General features: G+C 45.8%; 7 protein-coding genes and 1 CRISPR repeat array. All 7 genes read left to right on the top strand.

The features are described from left to right. Positions 1-95: 95 nt before the first annotated feature. Positions 96-13,026: a CRISPR direct-repeat array (repeat unit 36 nt; unit sequence CCGGAAACAACCTAAAACCCTATCAGGGATTGAAAC). 77 nt (positions 13,027-13,103) lie between these two features. The 7 genes from QUA53_RS29290 to QUA53_RS19740 all read left to right on the top strand — a co-directional run bounded on the left by QUA53_RS29290 (position 13,104) and on the right by QUA53_RS19740 (position 25,388). Further along, complete coding sequence (locus QUA53_RS29290) at positions 13,104-13,265, top strand: transposase (protein WP_445251065.1); 162 nt, start codon at positions 13,104-13,106, stop codon at positions 13,263-13,265. A gap of 115 nt (positions 13,266-13,380) precedes the next feature. After that, positions 13,381-14,499: an alkene reductase gene (locus tag QUA53_RS19765; protein WP_333099250.1), complete on the top strand. Its 1,119-nt coding sequence runs from the start codon at positions 13,381-13,383 to the stop codon at positions 14,497-14,499. Positions 14,500-14,875: 376 nt separating this feature from the next. Continuing rightward, complete coding sequence (locus QUA53_RS19760; protein WP_333099251.1) at positions 14,876-15,883, top strand: protochlorophyllide reductase; 1,008 nt, start codon at positions 14,876-14,878, stop codon at positions 15,881-15,883. A gap of 564 nt (positions 15,884-16,447) precedes the next feature. Then, the gene (locus QUA53_RS19755) at positions 16,448-18,511 is read left to right on the top strand and encodes a ShlB/FhaC/HecB family hemolysin secretion/activation protein (RefSeq protein ID WP_333099252.1); all 2,064 of its coding nucleotides are present in this window, start codon (positions 16,448-16,450) and stop codon (positions 18,509-18,511) included. Positions 18,512-18,767: 256 nt separating this feature from the next. Further along, positions 18,768-19,385 carry a Uma2 family endonuclease gene (locus QUA53_RS19750; RefSeq protein ID WP_333099254.1) on the top strand — a complete coding sequence of 206 codons (618 nt, stop codon included), beginning with the start codon at positions 18,768-18,770 and terminating at the stop codon, positions 19,383-19,385. Positions 19,386-19,491: 106 nt separating this feature from the next. Beyond that, positions 19,492-22,434 carry an S-layer family protein gene (locus QUA53_RS19745; protein WP_333099255.1) on the top strand — a complete coding sequence of 981 codons (2,943 nt, stop codon included), beginning with the start codon at positions 19,492-19,494 and terminating at the stop codon, positions 22,432-22,434. A gap of 65 nt (positions 22,435-22,499) precedes the next feature. Then, the gene (locus QUA53_RS19740) at positions 22,500-25,388 is read left to right on the top strand and encodes a two-partner secretion domain-containing protein (protein ID WP_333099275.1); all 2,889 of its coding nucleotides are present in this window, start codon (positions 22,500-22,502) and stop codon (positions 25,386-25,388) included. Positions 25,389-25,415: the final 27 nt, after the last annotated feature.

The raw sequence follows: 25,415 nt of genomic DNA, 5'->3' as shown, positions 1-25,415 counted from the left end.
GAGCGGAATGAAGCGAAAGTTTCACGTTCCGTTTTGAAGGAGAGGTAGGAGTGGCAACACCCCTATCGACTCTAACAACCATTGACATATGCCAACCGGAAACAACCTAAAACCCTATCAGGGATTGAAACACTTATTGCCAGCCTGCGCCTGGGAACGCCGGCCGGCCGGAAACAACCTAAAACCCTATCAGGGATTGAAACAGAATCCTTGTACCGGCTGTTCCAGCGGTAAATCCCGGAAACAACCTAAAACCCTATCAGGGATTGAAACGCTGCCACCTGCGACTCTAACGCCGTCAGTCTATCCGGAAACAACCTAAAACCCTATCAGGGATTGAAACGAGACAAGGAAGATTGATGCGCGGTAACCCGGTGCGCCGGAAACAACCTAAAACCCTATCAGGGATTGAAACACGCGGTTGAGAGTGGTTAGCAATCTCTGCATTTAACCGGAAACAACCTAAAACCCTATCAGGGATTGAAACATTCTGAGTGACACTGCTGCATAGAATTCTGGAACCGGAAACAACCTAAAACCCTATCAGGGATTGAAACACACAACATTGATTTTAGGGTGATTTAGGACACGAACCGGAAACAACCTAAAACCCTATCAGGGATTGAAACTCGGCTTCTGCCACGGCAACAGCTTCCTCAACCTCCGGAAACAACCTAAAACCCTATCAGGGATTGAAACACTTCTAATATTTACGATCGCAGGTTTCTAGGGAAATGCCGGAAACAACCTAAAACCCTATCAGGGATTGAAACATTTGGAATTTCGCTTGGGAGGGGCGAGATCTACCCGGAAACAACCTAAAACCCTATCAGGGATTGAAACTAGAATAAGCGATCCATCCTTTGTTGGTCAACCCCCGGAAACAACCTAAAACCCTATCAGGGATTGAAACCCGCCCTATTGCCTGAGAGCTAAAGATGCAATTAAACCGGAAACAACCTAAAACCCTATCAGGGATTGAAACCTTAACATCAATTCGATATGATGCACAATAGACCGCCGGAAACAACCTAAAACCCTATCAGGGATTGAAACCTTGCAGTTTGAGCTTGCCCTCTGCAAATTTTCGCCCCCGGAAACAACCTAAAACCCTATCAGGGATTGAAACATATCTTTTGGAATTTGAACGGCAATTCAAAACCGGAAACAACCTAAAACCCTATCAGGGATTGAAACCCAACCGACCCGACCCGCCCCGCCCCGCCCCGACCCCGGAAACAACCTAAAACCCTATCAGGGATTGAAACTAGCTGGAATCACAAGCTAATCATCACTCCTGTCCGGAAACAACCTAAAACCCTATCAGGGATTGAAACCTATTCTCAACAAAGAGCTAGTCAGTCTCAACAACCCGGAAACAACCTAAAACCCTATCAGGGATTGAAACCCAATCAGCGATATCAAGAGGTGGGAGAACGTACCCCGGAAACAACCTAAAACCCTATCAGGGATTGAAACTATACAGAGAGTCAGACGCGCATCGGGGTTCTCAACCGGAAACAACCTAAAACCCTATCAGGGATTGAAACGTTTCGAGCAGGCAACTTACAACGAAGATGGCACCCGGAAACAACCTAAAACCCTATCAGGGATTGAAACGGATCGGCAGAAAGTTGGGCTTCGATTGGTATATCCGGAAACAACCTAAAACCCTATCAGGGATTGAAACGGGGATAGAATTATAGACGGGATGAACCGACCAGTGCCGGAAACAACCTAAAACCCTATCAGGGATTGAAACACATTCACCTCTATCGAGTAACGAGCGCGGTATGCCGGCCGGAAACAACCTAAAACCCTATCAGGGATTGAAACACGTTCAATTACACCATCCTTTACAAATACTGGCCGGAAACAACCTAAAACCCTATCAGGGATTGAAACGCTTTTAACTACACCTCTGAAAGCTATTTCATATTCAGATACCCCGGAAACAACCTAAAACCCTATCAGGGATTGAAACGCGGGTTTTTTTTGCTTTAAAAGCTACAATTTAAACCGGAAACAACCTAAAACCCTATCAGGGATTGAAACGCATATCGGTGACAACTACCGCGATGCCATCGCCGGAAACAACCTAAAACCCTATCAGGGATTGAAACACAATTGCCAAAATTCCTTAAATTAAATATGGTATTGCCGGAAACAACCTAAAACCCTATCAGGGATTGAAACTTGACCGATCTAGCTCAAATAGACGATTCTGAAACCCGGAAACAACCTAAAACCCTATCAGGGATTGAAACGGCTCTTTCAGATATGAACCCACAGGAGACGGCAAATCCGGAAACAACCTAAAACCCTATCAGGGATTGAAACGTACAGACAATTTGAGCGAGGGTAACGAAAAAGACGACCGGAAACAACCTAAAACCCTATCAGGGATTGAAACGTATTTACCTAATTTTGCCGATCGGCTAAATGGCACGACCGGAAACAACCTAAAACCCTATCAGGGATTGAAACCCAACAAAACTTATGGCAAAAGGGAACTTACACGCCGGAAACAACCTAAAACCCTATCAGGGATTGAAACACAGGTACGGTAAAGATCTTACAGAGATGGGACACCCGGAAACAACCTAAAACCCTATCAGGGATTGAAACAAGCTAATCGGCCCATCCCGCCCAGGCACAATAATCCGGAAACAACCTAAAACCCTATCAGGGATTGAAACATAGGCATTAGTAATCCAACGCTTGTGTAAATAAACCGGAAACAACCTAAAACCCTATCAGGGATTGAAACATGATTAGTTTACGCCCCGATAAGAGCTGGTAACGCCGGAAACAACCTAAAACCCTATCAGGGATTGAAACGGAATAATTCTCAGGATTTTGGTGAATCTGAATCTGCCGGAAACAACCTAAAACCCTATCAGGGATTGAAACCTAAAAAAGCTCAATACCACGCTTTCTACATTGATCCGGAAACAACCTAAAACCCTATCAGGGATTGAAACCTGCCGAAATTGTCTGTAGTTATCCGACTAACACCGGAAACAACCTAAAACCCTATCAGGGATTGAAACTTCTAATTCCCTCATCTCTTAAATGCTCAATCTGACCGGAAACAACCTAAAACCCTATCAGGGATTGAAACTTAGCGCTGCCTCGACCTTGCCATCTGCGTAGATATGCCGGAAACAACCTAAAACCCTATCAGGGATTGAAACCTAAACAGTGGGGATTTCATGTAGAAGGCTTATCCGGAAACAACCTAAAACCCTATCAGGGATTGAAACTCTCTTCCTGATTTTTGCTGATTAATCAGCAAAAAGCCGGAAACAACCTAAAACCCTATCAGGGATTGAAACTTTCTGAAAAATTGCCGTTTACGGTCGATAAACCGGAAACAACCTAAAACCCTATCAGGGATTGAAACTATTTTCTACCCGCTCCAAACTCACAAAATGAACCGGAAACAACCTAAAACCCTATCAGGGATTGAAACTTATTTTACTCTCCCAATTGGAGATCCCAATCTACGCCGGAAACAACCTAAAACCCTATCAGGGATTGAAACGAAAACAGGGGATACCAGTGCTTGACCAAAGACAGCCGGAAACAACCTAAAACCCTATCAGGGATTGAAACTCGACCCTGCCAAAGAAAAGGCAGTATTGGGTGTCCGGAAACAACCTAAAACCCTATCAGGGATTGAAACGAATTCTAAATAAACCTTTAATGTTCCAAACTCGAAACCGGAAACAACCTAAAACCCTATCAGGGATTGAAACTGAGACTCAGGAGTTTTAGCAGGATCTTTGGGTGGCCGGAAACAACCTAAAACCCTATCAGGGATTGAAACGAAATTCACCCCTTACCCACAACAGAGAATCAAGCCGGAAACAACCTAAAACCCTATCAGGGATTGAAACGCCTACTTATTTTGAGGTGGCATTTTCCTAGACCGGAAACAACCTAAAACCCTATCAGGGATTGAAACCATCTAATTTTAGTTGGTCAATCTCACTCTGTAGCCCGGAAACAACCTAAAACCCTATCAGGGATTGAAACGCTGAGAAAAATGTAGGACGACCGCAGTAGTAATCCGGAAACAACCTAAAACCCTATCAGGGATTGAAACGGCCGCAAACAACTTCTTTTTAAAGTAGACGAGACCGGAAACAACCTAAAACCCTATCAGGGATTGAAACTCTCAGCAAGTACAACTGACTTGATAGGATTTTCCGGAAACAACCTAAAACCCTATCAGGGATTGAAACTTACACATGGCGTATGTTACACATAAACAAGCTGCCGGAAACAACCTAAAACCCTATCAAGGATTGAAACTTATGAGGGAGTTTTCAGAAGCAATCTCAACTCCGGAAACAACCTAAAACCCTATCAGGGATTGAAACGTTAATCCCAACGAAATTAAAAATGGTTCTCGTTTCACCGGAAACAACCTAAAACCCTATCAGGGATTGAAACTCCTAACTTGTAAGCTTTCTAATCACTAAAGAAACCGGAAACAACCTAAAACCCTATCAGGGATTGAAACAGAATAATTCTAAATGTAATAACATAAATCATTAAAGCCGGAAACAACCTAAAACCCTATCAGGGATTGAAACTGCAGTTCTGCTAACTGTTCACTGGCATCCAGTTGCCGGAAACAACCTAAAACCCTATCAGGGATTGAAACGCACAAAGTATTACTTAGAAAAAGAAACGGGTAGCCGGAAACAACCTAAAACCCTATCAGGGATTGAAACGCGAGTCAGAGCAAGCTCTAGATACTCATCAGCCCGGAAACAACCTAAAACCCTATCAGGGATTGAAACACACCCTAATGACTTTACAATCAGCGTCAATATTTACCGGAAACAACCTAAAACCCTATCAGGGATTGAAACAGAACCTTCCTTTCAACAAAAAGGGAGAAAGAAGCCGGAAACAACCTAAAACCCTATCAGGGATTGAAACTTGCCACGCAAATTTTTCAAACGATCGCCTAACGCCGGAAACAACCTAAAACCCTATCAGGGATTGAAACCCGGTAGTCCCCGCCCCTCGCTACTTCACTAAGGCCGGAAACAACCTAAAACCCTATCAGGGATTGAAACCTGTAGTGGCTGGCAATCTTGCTAAAAAGCAAGCGCCGGAAACAACCTAAAACCCTATCAGGGATTGAAACATCATATTTCCACTTCTGTCCATAGTCATCAGCAAGTGCCGGAAACAACCTAAAACCCTATCAGGGATTGAAACTCAATACAATGAAGATTTAATCGATCGGACCGAAGACCGGAAACAACCTAAAACCCTATCAGGGATTGAAACGCAGAAGGGGATACACAGCGCACCCGCCGCTAAACCGGAAACAACCTAAAACCCTATCAGGGATTGAAACGTTTTCAAAACTCATACCGTCAATAAATTCATCGTGCCGGAAACAACCTAAAACCCTATCAGGGATTGAAACTATGGAATCTCCAAGCCAGCCGAGATTGAATCCGAGAAGCCGGAAACAACCTAAAACCCTATCAGGGATTGAAACGCAGCCCTACTTACCCGCTAATCAAAGAAATCAAACACCGGAAACAACCTAAAACCCTATCAGGGATTGAAACCTATTCTGAAGATACTGACATACTTGTGCCAATTCCGGAAACAACCTAAAACCCTATCAGGGATTGAAACCCGACAGCAGTTGCTGGCACTAACACAACGCAGCCGGAAACAACCTAAAACCCTATCAGGGATTGAAACACCCCATCCTAAGCGCTGCAAGTCTTTAAAGGTTTGCCCGGAAACAACCTAAAACCCTATCAGGGATTGAAACCCTACCAGTGTTAATGGTGTTGAGACTGTTTTCGCTACCGGAAACAACCTAAAACCCTATCAGGGATTGAAACTACGCCCCGCACTGGAATTATGAGCAGGAACAAGCCGGAAACAACCTAAAACCCTATCAGGGATTGAAACTAATTGGCAGTGCCTCAAACACTACAAAATCATTAGCCGGAAACAACCTAAAACCCTATCAGGGATTGAAACGCTTTATTCGGTTCGGAAGATGGCGGGCCCTACTCCGGAAACAACCTAAAACCCTATCAGGGATTGAAACTATTCTGGTGTCGAGGACAAACCACCATCTTTTCCCGGAAACAACCTAAAACCCTATCAGGGATTGAAACTTTAGATAGATATTTTGATATGGATAGCACTAACCGGAAACAACCTAAAACCCTATCAGGGATTTAAACCCAAATCTCCAAAGAACTTGCAGAACTTTAACACGCCGGAAACAACCTAAAACCCTATCAGGGATTGAAACATATTAGCCGACAGGCTGCCAGGTATCAAAATTACCGGAAACAACCTAAAACCCTATCAGGGATTGAAACTCAGAATATTTTGCTCACTTTGTATAGCCACCCCCGGAAACAACCTAAAACCCTATCAGGGATTGAAACATAGTAGGTGAAACGCCTGACACAGGCAATAAACCGGAAACAACCTAAAACCCTATCAGGGATTGAAACTTGAGCAAGTTAGCCTTCTCTGATTCACTCAGGTCCGGAAACAACCTAAAACCCTATCAGGGATTGAAACTTTTCGCTTCCCACCCTTTCAATATAAGGCCCTCCACCGGAAACAACCTAAAACCCTATCAGGGATTGAAACTTATGCACGAATACAAAAAGAGAAAAGCAATGGCGCCGGAAACAACCTAAAACCCTATCAGGGATTGAAACCTACCCATTTTCTTAATGTGATGTATTCGTTATTGCCGGAAACAACCTAAAACCCTATCAGGGATTGAAACCTAGACCCGCCCCGCCCCGACCGAGCTAGATTGCCGGAAACAACCTAAAACCCTATCAGGGATTGAAACCCCTTCGGAGACTTGCAATGAGGCTGTACCGCTCGCCGGAAACAACCTAAAACCCTATCAGGGATTGAAACCCCAGCATTGGGGTAGCCAGTGCGAGCAATGACCGGAAACAACCTAAAACCCTATCAGGGATTGAAACTTACTTGGTAAGGTAATAGCAGTGATTCTTTACGTGCCGGAAACAACCTAAAACCCTATCAGGGATTGAAACTTGACCGCTCCGACATGAACAATTTTATCTGCCTTCCGGAAACAACCTAAAACCCTATCAGGGATTGAAACATCACAAATCACCCGCAAGATTGAAGCGCTAGCCGGAAACAACCTAAAACCCTATCAGGGATTGAAACACAACCTATACCCCGAAGGGTACGGCGCTGCTGTCCGGAAACAACCTAAAACCCTATCAGGGATTGAAACCACCTGCTGCATACTTGAAAGACTCGATATAGCCCGGAAACAACCTAAAACCCTATCAGGGATTGAAACTGATTATCTTTTTAGCAGCTACAGCAGCGCCGTACCCTCCGGAAACAACCTAAAACCCTATCAGGGATTGAAACATCAGGCAGCGATTTATCGCAACCATTTTATAACCGACCGGAAACAACCTAAAACCCTATCAGGGATTGAAACGCGACGCATATTCTGGCGACGTGCAGTAGATGCCCGGAAACAACCTAAAACCCTATCAGGGATTGAAACAAAACTACTATCCACTACTTCTTTAACGGGTAATACCGGAAACAACCTAAAACCCTATCAGGGATTGAAACTCTATTTGGGGGGTCATGCCCCCAAATATTTTTACCCCGGAAACAACCTAAAACCCTATCAGGGATTGAAACTAGCCATTGTTTTGTTCTCCAATAATGTCTTAATTGCCGGAAACAACCTAAAACCCTATCAGGGATTGAAACCGCCTTCTAATTTCTCGACTTCATCGAGTACATCCGGAAACAACCTAAAACCCTATCAGGGATTGAAACTAAGACGGGAAAGAAGCTGAAAAAAGAGAGTTTAAACCGGAAACAACCTAAAACCCTATCAGGGATTGAAACTTGAACTTGTTTGAGCTTACAATACTATTTTAACCGGAAACAACCTAAAACCCTATCAGGGATTGAAACCTCGGAGAAAAACTCTTTGAGACATCCACCAATAGAACCGGAAACAACCTAAAACCCTATCAGGGATTGAAACTTGCCCGGCGACGGATTGAACACCTCAAGCAGCTTGCCGGAAACAACCTAAAACCCTATCAGGGATTGAAACTTGGCTTGTTGACACCACAGCAGGTGGAAATAGTCACCGGAAACAACCTAAAACCCTATCAGGGATTGAAACCCGAACTTCACTTTTGCTCCCACTACAAAAGCAGCCGGAAACAACCTAAAACCCTATCAGGGATTGAAACGCAATTGAGGCAACAGCTAGCAAGACGCATCCTCCGGAAACAACCTAAAACCCTATCAGGGATTGAAACCCCCCAGACAAGCATTGATGAAATCTCAGCTATTTCTGCCGGAAACAACCTAAAACCCTATCAGGGATTGAAACTCTTCTCTACGCTTGATAAATTGCATTGCTTGCCGCCGGAAACAACCTAAAACCCTATCAGGGATTGAAACTACCGGGGAAGGCAGTCTGGGGGTACAGAATTCCCGGAAACAACCTAAAACCCTATCAGGGATTGAAACGAATCCAGCAGCCTCTTGATTCCATTTCCACAACCCGGAAACAACCTAAAACCCTATCAGGGATTGAAACAATCAAAATTAAGTGAGTCGATTATATCATGATCAAGCCGGAAACAACCTAAAACCCTATCAGGGATTGAAACAGGATTTACTGCAATCGTGCTTCCTCAAAGTGCGACCGGAAACAACCTAAAACCCTATCAGGGATTGAAACATGCAACTATGAGGATTATAAGGAGAATTCTGCGGTCCGGAAACAACCTAAAACCCTATCAGGGATTGAAACGTTTCTGACCCGGCTTTTATGATGGATGCTTTCTTGCCGGAAACAACCTAAAACCCTATCAGGGATTGAAACATAATGAACATGAACACTTAACAGAAACCGCGATGCCGGAAACAACCTAAAACCCTATCAGGGATTGAAACGTAGAATTACTATCCATTCGCCCTTGCAGTTCCTTCCGGAAACAACCTAAAACCCTATCAGGGATTGAAACGTGTTCCTCCTTCATGTCGCTCCTTATACCCTGTCCGGAAACAACCTAAAACCCTATCAGGGATTGAAACAATGGAGCAAGTTTCACCGAAACGAGTGCGAGAAGAGCCGGAAACAACCTAAAACCCTATCAGGGATTGAAACACAACCAAAATTCAAGTCAGCCGACCTCTCTTGCAACCGGAAACAACCTAAAACCCTATCAGGGATTGAAACGAGAACCTGGTCAATAGTTACTGCGACTCTTTAACCCGGAAACAACCTAAAACCCTATCAGGGATTGAAACAATTGACAACTTGTAAGGCGGCAAATAGTCAGCCGGAAACAACCTAAAACCCTATCAGGGATTGAAACAGCAGTTACTTGCAGCTTGAAAATTTCGACTGGACCGGAAACAACCTAAAACCCTATCAGGGATTGAAACAATTAAAGGTAATAGAACTAACAGAAGTAGCAATTACCGGAAACAACCTAAAACCCTATCAGGGATTGAAACATCATCTTCATTTAATAATAAAGTTACTTGTTGCCCGGAAACAACCTAAAACCCTATCAGGGATTGAAACTTAAGCCAAAACTGAGCCAAAACTGAGCCGTCACGCCGGAAACAACCTAAAACCCTATCAGGGATTGAAACTTTTGGACTTAAGGTTTTTCACTAAGGTTTGCAAAATCCGGAAACAACCTAAAACCCTATCAGGGATTGAAACGCGATACTGTTTCTGATGTCTTAAATCGGTTTGACCGGAAACAACCTAAAACCCTATCAGGGATTGAAACCTAAACATTTTGTTTTATCAAATACTGCCCGCACGTCCGGAAACAACCTAAAACCCTATCAGGGATTGAAACCTGGCTCTACCGAATTCCATGATTGAGCGAAAGCCGGAAACAACCTAAAACCCTATCAGGGATTGAAACCAATATCATCTCGAACATCATACGCATTCTTAGAATCCGGAAACAACCTAAAACCCTATCAGGGATTGAAACACAGGTAATTTTGGTTCACAAAATAATTCTTTGACCGGAAACAACCTAAAACCCTATCAGGGATTGAAACTATCTGCCTTGGTCTGACGGGCGATCGCCGTTCTTTTGCCGGAAACAACCTAAAACCCTATCAGGGATTGAAACGCCGAACTGGGAGTGTACAAAATTGCACTTTGAGGAGCCGGAAACAACCTAAAACCCTATCAGGGATTGAAACTACAGAAACAGAAACATCCTCACCAGAATCAAAAGCCCGGAAACAACCTAAAACCCTATCAGGGATTGAAACTACAGTATAAATCAATAGTGTCTACACTGTCAACACTGCCGGAAACAACCTAAAACCCTATCAGGGATTGAAACGTCTTAATTTCACCTCATTAACCATTTTTTCACCAACCGGAAACAACCTAAAACCCTATCAGGGATTGAAACGCGCTTGATACTTTTTATAAAGCAGATTCTAAAAAGCCGGAAACAACCTAAAACCCTATCAGGGATTGAAACAATCGGTCAAATTCCTTTTCCTGGAATTCATCCGTCCGGAAACAACCTAAAACCCTATCAGGGATTGAAACATGAAAACCACACTTCCTTCTTTCAGATCGACTTTCGCCGGAAACAACCTAAAACCCTATCAGGGATTGAAACGCGTATTCTTTCGATCGCGACGATATTTTTGCCAAGCAATCCGGAAACAACCTAAAACCCTATCAGGGATTGAAACGTTGCCACCAGTGAGCGATCGGAATAACGGCAACCGGAAACAACCTAAAACCCTATCAGGGATTGAAACTCAAATTGTCTAGTTACCAGTGGTGTCTCGTCAACCGGAAACAACCTAAAACCCTATCAGGGATTGAAACTACCAGAGAACAGCAACCGAGCAAGTTTCTACCAAACCGGAAACAACCTAAAACCCTATCAGGGATTGAAACAAGTTTCAGAAGGCGTTCTAAGCTGATGGGTCAACCCGGAAACAACCTAAAACCCTATCAGGGATTGAAACAATGGAAGTTTGTACGCGATTCCTTTCTACCTCGCCGGAAACAACCTAAAACCCTATCAGGGATTGAAACAGGACTGATTCGGTTTGTGCAATTGCACCTGCATCGCCGGAAACAACCTAAAACCCTATCAGGGATTGAAACTTACAAAACCAGACTCAGTATGTAAGACAATATGAAGCCGGAAACAACCTAAAACCCTATCAGGGATTGAAACCTAGCTAATTCTTCCACTCTTTCAGCGGTGTTAGCCGGAAACAACCTAAAACCCTATCAGGGATTGAAACTGACTTTAACGAGGCCGAAAGCTATTCAAACGACGCCGGAAACAACCTAAAACCCTATCAGGGATTGAAACTGAACCAGGGAAATCGGACGGAAGCTGGGGGCCGAGCCGGAAACAACCTAAAACCCTATCAGGGATTGAAACTGAAACAATCGGACGTAATGGCGACGGAGTTTTGCCGGAAACAACCTAAAACCCTATCAGGGATTGAAACTGATATGAAGTTGGCGATCGCACTTCCGCTCGGTCGCCGGAAACAACCTAAAACCCTATCAGGGATTGAAACGTTATTAGCGAGCCGTTTTCTACTTTCGATCGCCCGCCGGAAACAACCTAAAACCCTATCAGGGATTGAAACAGAGAAAAACACAAAGTGAGAAAATATTGATTTCTTAAGCCGGAAACAACCTAAAACCCTATCAGGGATTGAAACAGGCAATAGCCAAAGTAGAGCAAGCGTACTGGAAGCCGGAAACAACCTAAAACCCTATCAGGGATTGAAACAGGATGCGTCGTAACATCTCCTGACTTTCAATGTCGCCGGAAACAACCTAAAACCCTATCAGGGATTGAAACAGAGAGAAACAAAAGCAAACGCCCAAAGATAAATACAGCCGGAAACAACCTAAAACCCTATCAGGGATTGAAACTGTAACTTGTGATATTAACATTACAAGTATTATTGCCGGAAACAACCTAAAACCCTATCAGGGATTGAAACCGATTTTGGGGGTATTTTCGAGCCGGATTTGGGTAGAGCCGGAAACAACCTAAAACCCTATCAGGGATTGAAACCTTAGCTGCGAAAGAGCCATGTTCCGAGCAAGTACGGCCGCCGGAAACAACCTAAAACCCTATCAGGGATTGAAACCAACAAAATGGAACCACTACGCCACAACCTATTTGCCGGAAACAACCTAAAACCCTATCAGGGATTGAAACCAGTAATTCTGTCGATATTTGCAGCTTTTACAGTGCCGGAAACAACCTAAAACCCTATCAGGGATTGAAACAAACGATTTATGATGCTCTTGCTGAGGTGGAAATTTCCTTGCCGGAAACAACCTAAAACCCTATCAGGGATTGAAACAGGAGGTAATATGCTTTTAAGATATGCAAAATTGCCGGAAACAACCTAAAACCCTATCAGGGATTGAAACCTTCTTACTTCTCCCGTAATTCTTACTTTTTTAAAGCCGGAAACAACCTAAAACCCTATCAGGGATTGAAACTAATGCAAAAGATGTATTAGCGGCACTGCACACAAGCCGGAAACAACCTAAAACCCTATCAGGGATTGAAACCTTAAAGGTCAAGCTGGTAGCGGAAAATCCTAGATGCCGGAAACAACCTAAAACCCTATCAGGGATTGAAACTGACGTATTTATCGACTACCTTGCCTCGATAAATTAATTCGCCGGAAACAACCTAAAACCCTATCAGGGATTGAAACGTCAACTTTCTGAAGTGCGTTAACCTGATTCTGCAAGCCGGAAACAACCTAAAACCCTATCAGGGATTGAAACATCAGAATACAGTCTTGAAATCCGTCCCCAAATGCCGGAAACAACCTAAAACCCTATCAGGGATTGAAACCATTTTTTGGTTTGTTGGTCGTAACCCAAAAAGTGCGCCGAAAACAACCTAAAACCCTATCAGGGATTGAAACCTCGCAGCTATCCATCTCCTTACTCATCTCTTGGGCTAGCAACAAGTTTACTTCCCACACTTGTCACAGCACAGGTAGTGGTGATGGATAATCTCACATTTGATAAAAGTGGTCGGATTCAGGAATTGATTCAAACAGCAGGGTGTAGACTATTATATTTACCGCCATACTCTCCAGAGTTTAACAAAATTGAACAAAGAAGAGTCTTGGCTAAAAAGTCAAATTCGCAAACATCTTGATGAGTTTGATTGCTTACATTTTGGCCACCCTTGGATGTCTTGCGCCTTGCATCCTAACACGGGCGGTTGCTATATGTGATTTCCCAGATTATTCAGTTGAAAAAATACCAAAATTATGACCAATCAAACAACTTCTCCACTCCTACTCAGTCCCTTCAAAATCGGAGATTTACCCTTAAAAAATCGGGTAGTCATGGCACCCCTAACGAGAGCCAGAGCCGGTGAAACGCGGATGCCCAACGCATTGATGGCAGAGTATTACACTCAGCGAGCCTCCGCTGGTTTAATCATTACAGAAGCCACAGTCGTTTCTACTCAAGCTAATGGTTGGCTCAATACGCCCGGTATTTATTCAGACGAGCAAGGCCAAGCTTGGAAACAAATTGTGACTGCGGTTCATGCCCGCGAAACGCCGATTTTCATGCAGCTTTGGCACTGCGGACGAGCTTCCCACAGCAGTTTTCATGAAAACAATCAATTGCCAGTTGCAGCCTCTGCCATAAAAATAAACGGAGAAGGCATTCATACCCCTGTGGGCAAACAACCCTACGAAACCCCCCGCGCTCTAGAAACCGATGAAATCTCCCTGGTTGTAGAAGATTATCGCAAGGCAGCCGAACGGGCAAAAATGGCAGGTTTTGACGGTGTAGAAATTCACGCTGCAAACGGCTATCTCATTGACACGTTCCTGCAAACCAAAACCAATCACAGAAAAGATTCCTATGGTGGCACAGTTGAAAATCGATACCGTTTTCTTAAGGAAATTGTAGAGGCGATTATCACAGTATTTACTGCCAACAAAGTGGGAGTTAGACTTTCTCCCAACGGCGTTTATAATGATATGGGTTCTCCTAGTTATCGCGAAGATTTTCTGTATTTTGCAGGGCAGTTAAATGCCTATAATTTAGCTTACCTTCACTTGGTGGACGGTCTAGCATTTGGCTTTCATGAATTGGGAACGCCGATGATGATAGGAGAGTTTCGCGATGTGTTTACAGGGCCGCTCATCGGCAACTGCGGATATACTCAAGAACAGGCTGAAACGGCCCTGAGCAGCCAAGTTGCGGATTTAATTGCTTTTGGTCGGGATTTTATCAGCAATCCTGACTTGGTAGAGCGTTTTACTAATGGTTGGCCGCTCAATCCGCCTGCCGAAGTCGGCGTCTGGTATTCTTTTGGACCTGAAGGTTATATCGATTTCCCTACCTATCCGGAACCAGCAGCTATTTCTTAGTTGAGTTGGTTGGGGCGGGTTTATCAATAAATACCGAGTATGTGCCTCATAGATAATGGTGAACCCGCCCTAAAAAAATTATGGTTAATTTATCAAAATAGGACTGGGAGTTGGAGCAATATTTAATTTTCATCGCCCGTTGAGAACGAGCATCTCCTATTGGTAAAAACACTTCTTCTGCCTCCTGCCTCCTGCCTTCTGGCTTCTGTCTCCTGCCTCCAATTTCCACCTTGACTGCAAAAGTGAGAGGCTCCCAGTTGAGATCGAGAACGTTTCCCCATATCCTAATAACCATAGGGTACTTCAAAACATCCAAGCTGCTAGCTCAGCGTTTGAGTGCCTGAAAATAATCAATAGCGGAAGCGCTTTTAACAAGATGGCACAAAATCACAAATCCACGGTTATCATTACCGGCGCTTCCTCCGGCGTCGGTTTGTACGGCGCGAAAGCTCTCGCAGACAAGGGATGGCACGTGGTCATGGCCTGTCGGGACGTGCGAAAAGCCGGAGACGCCGCCCGAGAGTTGGGTATACCTGAAGGCAGTTTCTCCATCATGGAGATTGACTTGGGCGATTTGGAGAGCGTGCGTAGGTTTGCTCGGGCATTTAAGGCCAGCGGCAGGCCTCTGGACGCTTTGGTGTGCAACGCCGCCATTTATATGCCTTTGATTAAGGAACCGCTGCGGAGCCCGGAGGGTTACGAGTTGACGATGACTACCAATCACCTGGGTCATTTCCTGCTGTGCAACCTGATGATGGAAAATATGAAGCCTTCCTATTATTCGGATGCAAGAATCGTGATTTTGGGAACCGTGACTCACAATCCAGACGAGTTGGGCGGGAAGATTCCGCCGCGCCCGGATTTGGGCAAGTTTGAGGGTTTTGAAGCGGGTTTCAAAGACCCGATTTCGATGGTTGACGGCAAGAAGTTTGAACCGGTCAAGGCTTACAAAGATAGCAAAGTTTGCAACGTGCTGACGATGCGGGAATTGCACCGCCGCTTTCACGAATCCACGGGGATTACTTTCACTTCGCTGTATCCGGGATGCGTTGCGGATACGCCGCTGTTCCGCAACCACTATCCTTTGTTTCAGAAGCTGTTCCCGCTGTTTCAGAAGAATATCACCGGGGGTTACGTGTCGCAGGAGTTGGCGGGCGAAAGGCTGGCGATGGTGGTTGCCGATCCAGAATACAAGCAATCTGGGGCTTATTGGAGTTGGGGGAACCGCCAGAAAAAAGATGGTAAGTCTTTTGTGCAAAAGGTTTCTCCCCAGGCCCGCGATGATGAAAAAGGCGAGCGGATGTGGGAGTTGAGCGCTAAGTTGGTGGGCTTGACTGACGGGGCTCAAATGGGTGCTGCGGCTGGTGCGGGCCGCTCTGCATAATTCAAAGTTACAAACCCCCTTTATCAGGCTTGGCGGTTGAAACGGCGTCTACGCACAGGAGGTGGGTAGACGCGGACTCAATAATAAAGGGGTATTCAAGTCTGATTTGGTATGATGCACCAAAATCAAAGAAACCGGGTTTTTTAGTGGCTCTGCGGGCTGTAACTCACATCTTGCCTGTTCCTAAAAAGATTATTGAGAAGGGTGCCATATCTCAGTTGTAGCGCGTCTTTTCGGACACAACCCGGTTTCGGGTTTACCCTGGCGTGCAGGGCTATTCTGGTAGCCGTATTAGCATGAAAGCATAGGTTTTGCAAGCAAAAAAATTGGTTTTTTTTACCGTTTACGATCGACTTACACGATATTTTTTCGGATAAGAACCCGGTTGATGCGTAAGTCTTCGGAAATCAACAGCCGTCGATCGACCTTTTGGTTTGTAGCGTCGCCGAAACTGTTAGCTGCGACGGCTGTTTCCTTTTTTGCTGTTAAGATTGATTTTTACTTGAGGGTGCTCACTTCCTGAAAATATTTTCCCCCGCTTAAGCGAGATAATAATTAGATCCTATGGCTTGTCGCTCACAAAAAATATTTTTACTCGCTGGAATTTTTGGGTTAGTTTGGCTGGGAAAACCAGCGAAAACATCCGCTAGCACCGTTGAAATTTTGACCTCAAATGTTGAGGATTTGGCAGCAGTCAGCAGCGGAGGCGATCGAGCTTTAGCCCCTAACGACACCGAGATCGGCCTTCGTGAAGGCTTACCAGCCTCTTACGAGGAAACGCAGTTACCCGCTGAGTCAGAACGATCGGCTTTGGCGACAACTCAACCCTTATCCCCACCAGCAGAAATCCCCAACTTAGAGTCGGAAGCGACCAATTCTGGCGATCGCACTTTCAGCACAAAAACTCAAGAAACCGAGCTTTTTAACTCTAATCAAAAACTAGAAGAAAATATTGACCCACAAAAAATTGATTTGGGTATCGATCGAGCCTCGCATCTGGCCCAACTGCCCAACCCAATTTTGCCGCGATCGCCCGAATTACCTGCTCCTGAGCCGCCGCAACCGCCTGCGCCGTCTCCCCTCCAACCCACGCAGCCAACACCCGTTGAAAGCGAAATTAGACCGGGGATTCCGGGTACAATTAAGGTCGCTGGCTTTGAATTTGAGGGCAACACAGCTTTTAGCGATCGCGAACTCGCAGAAGTTACGCAACAGTTTGCGGGGCGCGAAATCACCTTTGCCGAACTGATCGCAGCCGAAGCAGCCGTCACTCAAAAATATGTAGCTGCAGGATACATCAATTCTGGTGCTGTAATTCTCGCCAACCAAAGCTTTCCGAGAGACGGAGGTGTGGTGAAAATTCGGATTGTAGAAGGCGGATTAGATGAAATTGCGATTACTGGAAACAGGCGCTTAAATTCAAATTACGTGCGATCGCGCCTTGAGCGCGCTACCAGACGGCCCCTCAACCGGTCTAGCCTGCTGGAAGCCTTGCAACTACTGCAACTCGACCCCTTAATTGCCAATATTTCCGCCGAACTTCAAGCCGGAAGCCGCCCGGAAAACAGCCGTTTAGAAGTGCGGGTAAAAGAAGCAGACAGCTTTAACGGTGAAGTGTTCGCAGACAACAACCGATCGCCCAGCGTCGGCAGTTTTCGGCGCGGTGTTCGCATCAATCAAGCAAATTTGCTCGGTTTGGGCGACGGACTAGAGGTATCTTATGCTAACACCGACGGCAGCAATGAATTCAACGGGAGCTACACAGTCCCCGTCAACGCGCGCAACGGCACGATTGGGTTCGCTGCGAGTGCTGCCAGCACCAACATCATCGAGGAACCGTTTGATGCTGCTGAAATTGAAGGGAAATCGCGGACTTACGAGTTAACTTACCGCCAGCCGATTGTCGAAAAGCCCGATCGCACTTTGGCTTTGGGACTGAGTTTTTCGCGGCAAGAAAGCGATACATTCCTTTCTGGGCAACGATTTGCCCTTTCGGCGGGAGCAAACGAGCGCGGCGAAACCCGGGTTTCGGCTGTGCGCTTTTTTCAAGAATACGTGCAGCGGAGTTCTAGCCAAGTGTTCGCGGTGCGATCGCAATTCTCCCTCGGCACTAATCTGTTCGGCGCTACTGCGAACGATAGCGGGCCGGACAGCAGTTTTCTGGCATGGCGCGGACAAGCCCAGTACGTAAGGCTATTAGCGCCAGAAACCTTACTGATAGTGCGTTCTGACATTCAATTAGCCGATCGCCCCCTGCTTTCCCTCGAACAAATTGGGATCGGGGGCGTTCAAAGCGTGCGCGGATACCGCCAAGATTTGCTGTTAACTGATAGCGGTGCGATCGCGTCTGCAGAAGTGCGAATCCCGGTTTGGCGTGTTCCGCAAGTCCAAGGATTGTTGCAAGTCGCTCCGTTTATCGATTTTGGGCTAGGGTGGAACCAGTCGGAGGAAAAGCCGAATCCTGACTCGGATAAACTTCTGGGTGCGGGTTTGGGGCTGGTTTGGCAGATGGGCGATCGGTTGAATGTGCGTTTAGACTACGGCATTCCTTTGATAAATGCTCGATCGGGCGATCGAACTTTGCAGGAAAATGGCTTATACTTTCGGATTAATTACTTTGCTTTCTAGCTAATTCTGTCTGTGGTTGAAACCCCTGTCTCCTAGCGAAATTCCCCCGCTAGGAGAACTAAATATAGTTTAGCTAATTCCCGGCTATACTTCAATCTAATATCAATTGCGGTTAGCTCGGAATGATTAAACCGCAGAGAACGCAGAGGATACAGAGGAAGGGAAAAGAGATGAATAATTCCGATGAAGTGCGGATTAGATATAAAATATAAAATCTAAAATTGTATAACTTAGTTAACAAAAGAGGGCTTGTCTTATGGTTCAGACAAAAACTAAACTAACATTTGCAGAGTTTCTCGAAAAGTACCCAGATGGATCGGGCATCTACGAACTTGTAAATGGAGAGATTGTCAAAGTGGAAGCAACCAGAGCGCATAAAAATGTGGCACGATTTCTTGTTAAGTCTTTCGACAGAGAAAGCGAGCGCTTGGGGCTTGACTATATCGTTGACAAAGATATAGTTTTGAGAACTGTAACAGCTTCAGGACAAGAACAAGGCAGAAATCCTGATGTTGGCGTGGTTAAGGCATCAGTATGGAACAGCAATGTACGCGGCTACGGAGCCCTTACTGAACCTATCCAATTAGCAGTAGAAGTTACCTCAACTAACTGGGAAGACGACTATGTGGATAAACTAGATGAGTATCAACGCCTCGGCATTTGTGAGTATTGGATTGTGGACTATTTAGCGATCGCTTCTAGGGCTTATCTAGGAAACCCCAAAATTCCCACAGTTTTCGTTTACAATTTGGAAAATGGCAATTATGTAGTTCAAAGTTTTACAGGTAATGAGCGCATTATCTCTAAAATTTTTCCCGAACTAGAAATCACAGTCGAGCAACTTGTACTCAGCAGCCAAATTCAAAACATTTAGAGAAACGAGATGAGATTACACCAAGAAAATTTATCCTGGAAAGAGTGTTTTTATGCCTCCCTTCCATTACTTTTTACTATTTTCACCCTTCTCAAAAACAGGCAAGATGCCTGTTCCAAAAAAACTAGATTGGACTGTGGTGTGGGCATCATGCCCCCCCGTAAGTTACTCCCTACTGTTTGCTTTCCTGTTGCTATTTCCCTCGAAAACCTTCGCCCAAATTATTCCCGATAATACCCTGGGCCCGGAAAGTTCGCGGACAGTTCCCGATACTATCAACAACTTACCCTCAGATAGAATCACTGGCGGTGCAACTCGCGGCGTTAACCTATTTCACAGCTGGCGCGAATTTAACATCCGTGAAGGGCGGGGAGCTTATTTTGAAAATCCCAGCGGAATTGCCAACATCTTCACCCGCGTTACAGGCGGCAACCCCTCAAATATTTTAGGAACTCTGGGAGTTTTAGGCAACGGCAATTTATTCTTAATTAATCCGAAAGGAATTATATTCGGGCCGAATGCCAGGTTAGATTTGCGCGGTTCGTTTATCGGTTCAACCGCTGACAGTATGGTGTTTAATAACGGCTTTGAATTCAGCAGCACCAACCCACAAACATCTGCGCTGTTAACCGTTAATATTCCCGTTGGTTTAAGATTTAGAGACAATCCCGGTGCAATTGTCAACCAATCGAAGGCTGTAGAGAAGGTAAACCTGCCAGCCTCTGCTGTGTCAATTCCGATTAGCGATCGAGTTGGTTTAGCAGTAGAACCAGGTCAAAATTTAGCACTGATTGGCGGCGACATCCAACTTCAAGGCGGCAATTTAACCGCCAGCGGCGGACAAATTTTACTCGGTAGCGCCGCGAGTCCCGGTTTAGTTAATTTTGCAATGACAGCGGGGGAAAAGGGAAATTTAACTTTAAATTATGACAATATTCAAAACTTCGGCAATATTCAGATATCCGATGGATCACTGATCAACACTAGCGGCACCGGTGGCGGCAGAGTAGAGTTAAAAGGTGGAAATATCGCCCTCAGCGGGGCGCGAATTTATGCGCTGACACTGGGAAATATTGATGGTAGAGGTATCGATATCACCGCTCAAAAGTTGCGAGTGGAAAACGGCTCGCAATTTTCTACCCTGACTCTAGGAGATGGTGCAGGAGGTAATATCAACTTCCGCGCTGCTGATTCAGTAGAAATGAGCGGGCTGGGAGTTGAGGGATATCAACAGCTTGCAATTAAATATTTGGTATCGGGAACCACAGACCCGTTTGACCCGCTGTTCGTGCTGTTTAATGCTAGTGCTGGTGCTGGTTCGGGGGGGAATATTACGATCGACACCGGGCGTCTCCTCTTCAACAATGGGGTAGTAGGTAGCGGCATCACTTTTGGCGGTGGAAATGGCGGCAATTTAATCATTCGCGCCAATACTTTTGAGATGGTGGGTTCTGGAATAAATAACGGGACAGCTAAAGAAAGTACCGGTGCGGGAGGAAGCATTAGTGTTGATGTCGCGAGATTAATTATGCGCGACGGTTCTATTCTCGGTACGACCAGCTACAGCAGCGGCTCGTCGGGGAATATCAACATTAATGCTGCTGAATCAGTAGAATTGTCTAACACCGGGCCGAGAACAGTTGTGTCAACTGGAATCAGCACGCTGAGTATCGCCTCTCACGGAAGGGCGGGGAATATTAACGTCGATACCAAGCGGTTGACTCTCTCTGGAGGTTCTGCGTTTACAGTAGGAACGGGTGTGTTAATTGGCAGGTTTTTGTTTTCTCAGGATGGGGGGCCTGCTGGAAATTTAACAGTTAGGGCTACTGAATCAGTAGAAATTTCAGGTATTTCTCAACTTTTGAGCAGCGGAATTCAGAGTGCTAGTGCGCTGAGTTCTGGAACTTTGAGCTCTAGTCCGGGCGGGGAGATTCGCATTGATACGCCAAGCCTAACCGTGCGGGATGGGGCGGTAGTTTCTACGAGCTCTTTGGGGGTGGGAGATGGGGGGAATATTACTGTTAATGCCGATCGCATTGAGGTCAGCGGCAGCGGAAATAACGGTCTGTTTGTCAGTACAATTGATGCTTCGGTGGGCAAAATATTTGGTACTAATGCTAATGCTACGGCAAATGCCGGTTCGTTGAATCTGAATGCCGATCGACTAATTGTCAGAGATGGAGCTACAGTGACTGTGCAGGCTACAGGAACCGGACGCGCTGGTAATATCAATGTTGTCGCCAATTCGATCGCTCTTGATAACAAAGCGATGATTGACGGCACGACTGTATCCGGTACAGGAGCAAATATTAACCTGCAAGCGCGAGATATCCAATTGCGCCGCAACAGCCGAATTACCACCGATGCAGGCACTTCTGACGGCGGTAATATCAACATCAACAGTGATATTCTTGTCGCCCTCCCCCAAGAAAACAGCGACATCACAGCCAACGCCCGCACAGCAGGCGGCGGCCGCGTCAATATCAATGTCCCCAATGTCTTTGGTTTTAAAGCAGCGAGTCGCGAACAAGTCAGAAGCAGGTTGCGACTCAGTGACGGCGAATTTGCAGCGTTGCAAGTAAGTCCTACATCTCTGCTTCCAAGCAGCGACATCGCCGCGATTTCCCAAAGGGGCGGCCCGGCTTTGCAAGGGGCGGTAACATTTAGTTCTGTTGGAGTCAATCCCGTTCAAGGTTTAGTGGAACTACCACAAAATGTGGTCAATCCGGCTGCGTTAATTGCGACAAATCCCTGCATCCAAGGGGCCGAGAACGAGTTTATTGTGACTGGGCGGGGGGGATTGCCACCGAGTCCTCACGATGTTCTCAGCAGCGCAGAAGAACCGTTTCCGTGGATGGAACCACCGGTAGGTGGAAGTCAGCAAGTAGAAGACCCCCTAGCCTCCATAGAAGTTCGGCCAACAGAAATTATTCCCGCTCAAGGTTGGGTAATGGACGATCGAGGACAAGTCAGGCTGGTAGCCTATAATTCTGGTGGTGGTGCATCTCTTCGCAGTCCGAAACCTACTGGTGTTTGCGTACCTCGATAGATACTCTTTAGGTTTTAGCTAACCCCTCGCTATTTTCCTAAAATTAAATGAACCAGACTTCAAAGATGTCCCGCCAATCTTCCGCCCTATTTTTTGCATTTTTACTGCTGTGTCCTTTCCCTGCGATCGCCCAAATCATCCCTGACAACAGCTTGGGTGCAGAAAGTTCGCGGACAGTTCCCGATACTATCAACAACTTACCCTCTGATAGAATCACTGGCGGTGCAACTCGTGGCGTTAACCTCTTTCACAGCTTGCGTGAATTTAACATCCGTCAAGGGCGGGGAGCCTATTTTGCCAATCCTAACGGGATTGCGAATATTTTTACCCGCGTTACTGGTGGGAATCCTTCTAATATTTTAGGAACTCTGGGAGTTTTGGGAAACAGTAACTTATTCTTAATTAACCCCAAAGGGATTGTTTTCGGTCCCAATGCGAGGTTAGATTTGCGCGGTTCATTTTTAGCAAGTTCAGCAGATAGCGTAGTTTTTAATAATGGCTATCAGTTCAGCAGCAGCAATCCCCAATTAGTACCGCTGTTAAATGTCAATATACCGATCGGTTTAAATTTTCGAGAAAATCCGGGTAAAATCATTAACTCTTCAGCAGCAGCCTTAAACTTACCCGAATTACCCGCTGGCATCCCGCAGATTTTCAATAATACGGGCTTAACAGTTGGACCCGGAAAAACTCTCACCCTAGTGGGGGGAGATATTGAATTAAATCAGGGAACACTCACTGCATCAACCGGACAAATTTTGCTGGGTAGCGTCGCTAGTCCGGGTATGGTTGGATTGGACTCAACGCCATTTGGATTAAGTTTAAACTATGACAAGATTTCCAACTTGGGTAATATTGAAATAACCAACGGCTCACTGATCGATACCAGTGGAATCGGTGGCGGCAAAGTCGATATTCGAGGTGGAAATGTCAACCTCAACGGTGGGCGAATTTATGCACTGACTTTGGGAAATATCGATGGTAGGGGTATCGATATTAACGCTCAACAGTTTCGGGCCCAAGGTGGAGCGCAAATCTCCACGCTGACAGCAGGAAGTGGTGCCGGAGGCGCTATCAACATCCGCGCTACCGACTCAGTTGAAACGCTCGGAATTGGATTAGATAACTATAGAGTGTTTGGTGGTAATTATACGGTATCTGGCTCTTTCGACCCTTTTGACCCACAACTTCTGCTGATAACTGGCACTAATAGCATGGGAGCCGCCGGAAACATCACGATTGATACGGGAAAACTGTTGATAGACAATGGAAGCGCATTGACTACCACCACGTTAGGTGATGGCAACGCCGGAAATATTACCATCCGTGCCGGGGTTTTAGATATGGTCGCTTCTGCAATCCACAGTGGCCCACTTTTGGGAAGTACGGGTAGGGGAGGAAATATCACCTTTGAGGGAGAACGTTTAACCGTGAGCGATGGTGCTGCTCTGATCAGCCTCACCCGCGGTGAAGGAGGAGCGGGGAATATCAACATTAAAGCTTCGGAATCAGTAGAAGTGCTTCGGACTCCCACGGGCAGTCCCGTAGCAAGTTTAATTGGGTCAACTGCGAGCGGTGTGAATGGGCAAGCCGGGGACATTAATATCGACACGAAGCGGTTGATTATCTCTGAAGGAGGCGGGATTAGTTTATCTAGCGGAGCCGTTGTGGGCAACCAACCGTTAAATACAACTGGGGGGCCCGGAGGTAATTTGACAGTTAGGGCCACTGAGTCAGTAACAGTCGAGGGTTTTTCTGGAGTTTTGGCAAACGGCAGTCGGAATCCCAGTTTCATCTGCGCTGATGCCAATACTGCTAATCGGGGAGGGAGTATCAACATTTCTACACCTGTACTGACTCTCCGGGATGGAGGAGTTATTAGTACTGCATCTTTAGGCAAAGGAGATGCAGGAAGTATCACAATTGATGCGGGTCGTGTAGAAGTTATTGGGAATGGGGGTCAAGGTGAATTTAACAGTCAAATTCAGACTTCCGTTGGGATTGCCTCTGACATTATAGATCCCAATGCTACGGCTAACGGAGGTTCGTTGAATCTCAATGTCGGGGAATTGATTCTTCGCAATGAAGGAACACTCAATCTGCAAGCTTTGGGATCGGGACGGGCTGGTAATATTAACGTGAAAGCAGATTCAATTTCCCTTGACAATCAAAGCAGCATTGACGGTAGGACGGCATCCGGCGCCGGAGCAAATATTAACCTTGAAGCACGAGATATCCAGTTGCGCCGAGGGAGCAGAATTACAACTGATGCAAGTATTTCTGAGGGTGGCAATATCAACCTTAAAAGCGATATTCTGGTGGCTTTACCCAAGGAAAATAGCGATATTACTGCTAATGCGCGATCGGCTCAAGGTGGTCGCGTTAATATTAATGTCCCCAATGTTTTCGGGTTTACATCAGTCACTCGCGAACAGGTTCGAGCGAGTTTGGGATTAACAGATGCTGAATTTGCAGCGTTGCAAGTAAGTCCGACTTCTTTAATTCCTACCAGCGACATCGCCGCGATTTCCCAAAGTAGCGGCCCGGCTTTGCAAGGTACTGTAACATTTAGTTCTTCTGGGGTAAATCCCGCTCAGGGTTTAGTGGAACTGCCGCAAAATGTGGTCAATCCGGCTGCGTTAATTGCTGCAAATCCCTGCATCCGAGGGGCCGAGAGCGAATTTACCGCTACTGGGAAAGGAGGAGTGCCACTCAGTCCTAATGATGTTCTCAGCAGCCCTCTATCGCCGTTGCCTTGGGTTGAACCAGCGGTAGGTGGAAGTCAGCAAATAGAAGGCCTCATACCATCCCTCGAAATTCGACCAAGAGAAATTATTCCCGCTCAAGGTTGGGTAATGGACGATCGAGGACAAGTGACGCTGGTAGCCTATAATTCTGGTGGTGGTGCATCTCTTCGCAGTCCGAAACCTACGGGTGTTTGCGTACCTCAATAGGTACTCTTCAGGTTTTAGCTAAACCGT

It is taken from the genome of Microcoleus sp. Pol12B3, assembly GCF_036701355.1.
Classification (GTDB): domain Bacteria; phylum Cyanobacteriota; class Cyanobacteriia; order Cyanobacteriales; family Microcoleaceae; genus Microcoleus.
The sequence above is the reverse complement of the archived record's forward strand: the minus strand, read 5'-3'. Positions and strand labels throughout refer to the sequence as shown.

Bases quoted from the DNA above. Each gene is read 5' to 3' on its own strand.
- QUA53_RS19740 (WP_333099275.1), top strand. From the start codon at position 22,500: ATGTCCCGCCAATCTTCCGCCCTATTTTTTGCATTTTTACTGCTGTGT.
- QUA53_RS19765 (WP_333099250.1), top strand. From the start codon at position 13,381: ATGACCAATCAAACAACTTCTCCACTCCTACTCAGTCCCTTCAAAATC.
- QUA53_RS19755 (WP_333099252.1), top strand. From the start codon at position 16,448: ATGGCTTGTCGCTCACAAAAAATATTTTTACTCGCTGGAATTTTTGGG.
- QUA53_RS19750 (WP_333099254.1), top strand. From the start codon at position 18,768: ATGGTTCAGACAAAAACTAAACTAACATTTGCAGAGTTTCTCGAAAAG.
- QUA53_RS19745 (WP_333099255.1), top strand. From the start codon at position 19,492: ATGCCTGTTCCAAAAAAACTAGATTGGACTGTGGTGTGGGCATCATGC.
- QUA53_RS19760 (WP_333099251.1), top strand. From the start codon at position 14,876: ATGGCACAAAATCACAAATCCACGGTTATCATTACCGGCGCTTCCTCC.